Source organism: Dictyoglomus sp., assembly GCF_049968615.1.
Classification (GTDB): domain Bacteria; phylum Dictyoglomota; class Dictyoglomia; order Dictyoglomales; family Dictyoglomaceae; genus Dictyoglomus; species Dictyoglomus turgidum.
On the sequence record NZ_JBMFQK010000022.1, the window covers coordinates 1 to 1115 of the forward strand.

Below are 1115 nucleotides of genomic sequence, written 5' to 3' on the forward strand. Positions count from 1 at the left end.
CTTACTTATATTCCTTTTTTTTGTATTTTTACTTCTATGTTTGTAGCGTACCTATAAGGGATTGAAACAAACAAGGTTTGAAAACGGACAACATAAACAATATCGGTTTGTAGCGTACCTATAAGGGATTGAAACCAAAACATCGTGGAAATAAAAGGAAAATTATGCATCTCGTTTGTAGCGTACCTATAAGGGATTGAAACTTCGAATTCCTCGATATATCACTTCTTCTTTGTATTTGTTTGTAGCGTACCTATAAGGGATTGAAACTGTACTTTTTATTCCTTTTATCTATATCTTTTCTTCGTTTGTAGCGTACCTATAAGGGATTGAAACCAGCAAGCGATCAGGACGTATACGATGTAGGTATTGCACTTGCAACACTCCAAAAGCATGCGATCGATGGAGTGTACAGAGAAAGGGATGTAATGTACGAGAATTTTTAGCGCGTAATAATTAATAATTAAATTGAAAGGAGGTGAAATTTTGGCTGTTTCTACAAGAAAAGTAATAAGAATGACCTTTCTTGATTCTGGAGGATCAACATATACAATTACAATTCCAGATCCAAAAGATAATTTAACTGATCAAGATATTTTGAATGCAATGGACTTAATAATTCAGAAAAATATAATTCAGGGAAGATCAGGAGACTTGGTAGAAAAAGTTGATGCAAGAATAATTGAAACTACCACAAACGATATCTACAATCCTTAAGTAAGGGGGTGAGGATTTGGGGATGGCCAAAGCGGCCATCCCCATTATATGAAGATAGGAGATTTTAAAATAATTTTTAAGGACGAGGAGCTAAACTTCTTTGACAGAGAAGATAAATTTTTATTTTCAATTGGATTTAAGGGGAATATTTTAAGGTTGCAGGAACTTTTAAATGATAACCCAAAAAAGCTTAAGATTTCCTTATCCCTTTTTCCTTTTGGAATTGGCATATGGGATATTTCAGGAGAAAAGATAGGAGTAATAACCTTGAGGTTATGGTGATGAGAGACAATTTTGATAAAGCATTTAATTGTTTGTAGCGTACCTATAAGGGATTGAAACGCTATAATTTTTTCTATTTCAAGGATTGTAGTGTTGGTTTGTAGCGTACCTATAAG

General features: G+C 33.5%; 2 protein-coding genes and 1 CRISPR repeat array. Both genes read left to right on the forward strand.

Translation table 11 applies throughout. The annotated features are described in order from the left end of the window. Positions 1 to 38 precede the first annotated feature (38 nt). Positions 39 to 336: direct repeats of the CRISPR family, unit length 30 nt; unit sequence GTTTGTAGCGTACCTATAAGGGATTGAAAC. 150 nt (positions 337 to 486) lie between these two features. Then, on the forward strand, positions 487 to 717 hold the full coding sequence (locus ACP5QL_RS09195) for a DUF2922 domain-containing protein (protein ID WP_428127277.1): 231 nt from the start codon (positions 487 to 489) through the stop codon (positions 715 to 717). Between the two features lie 48 nt (positions 718 to 765). After that, positions 766 to 999: a hypothetical protein gene (locus ACP5QL_RS09200; RefSeq protein WP_428127280.1), complete on the forward strand. Its 234-nt coding sequence runs from the start codon at positions 766 to 768 to the stop codon at positions 997 to 999. Positions 1000 to 1115: the final 116 nt, after the last annotated feature.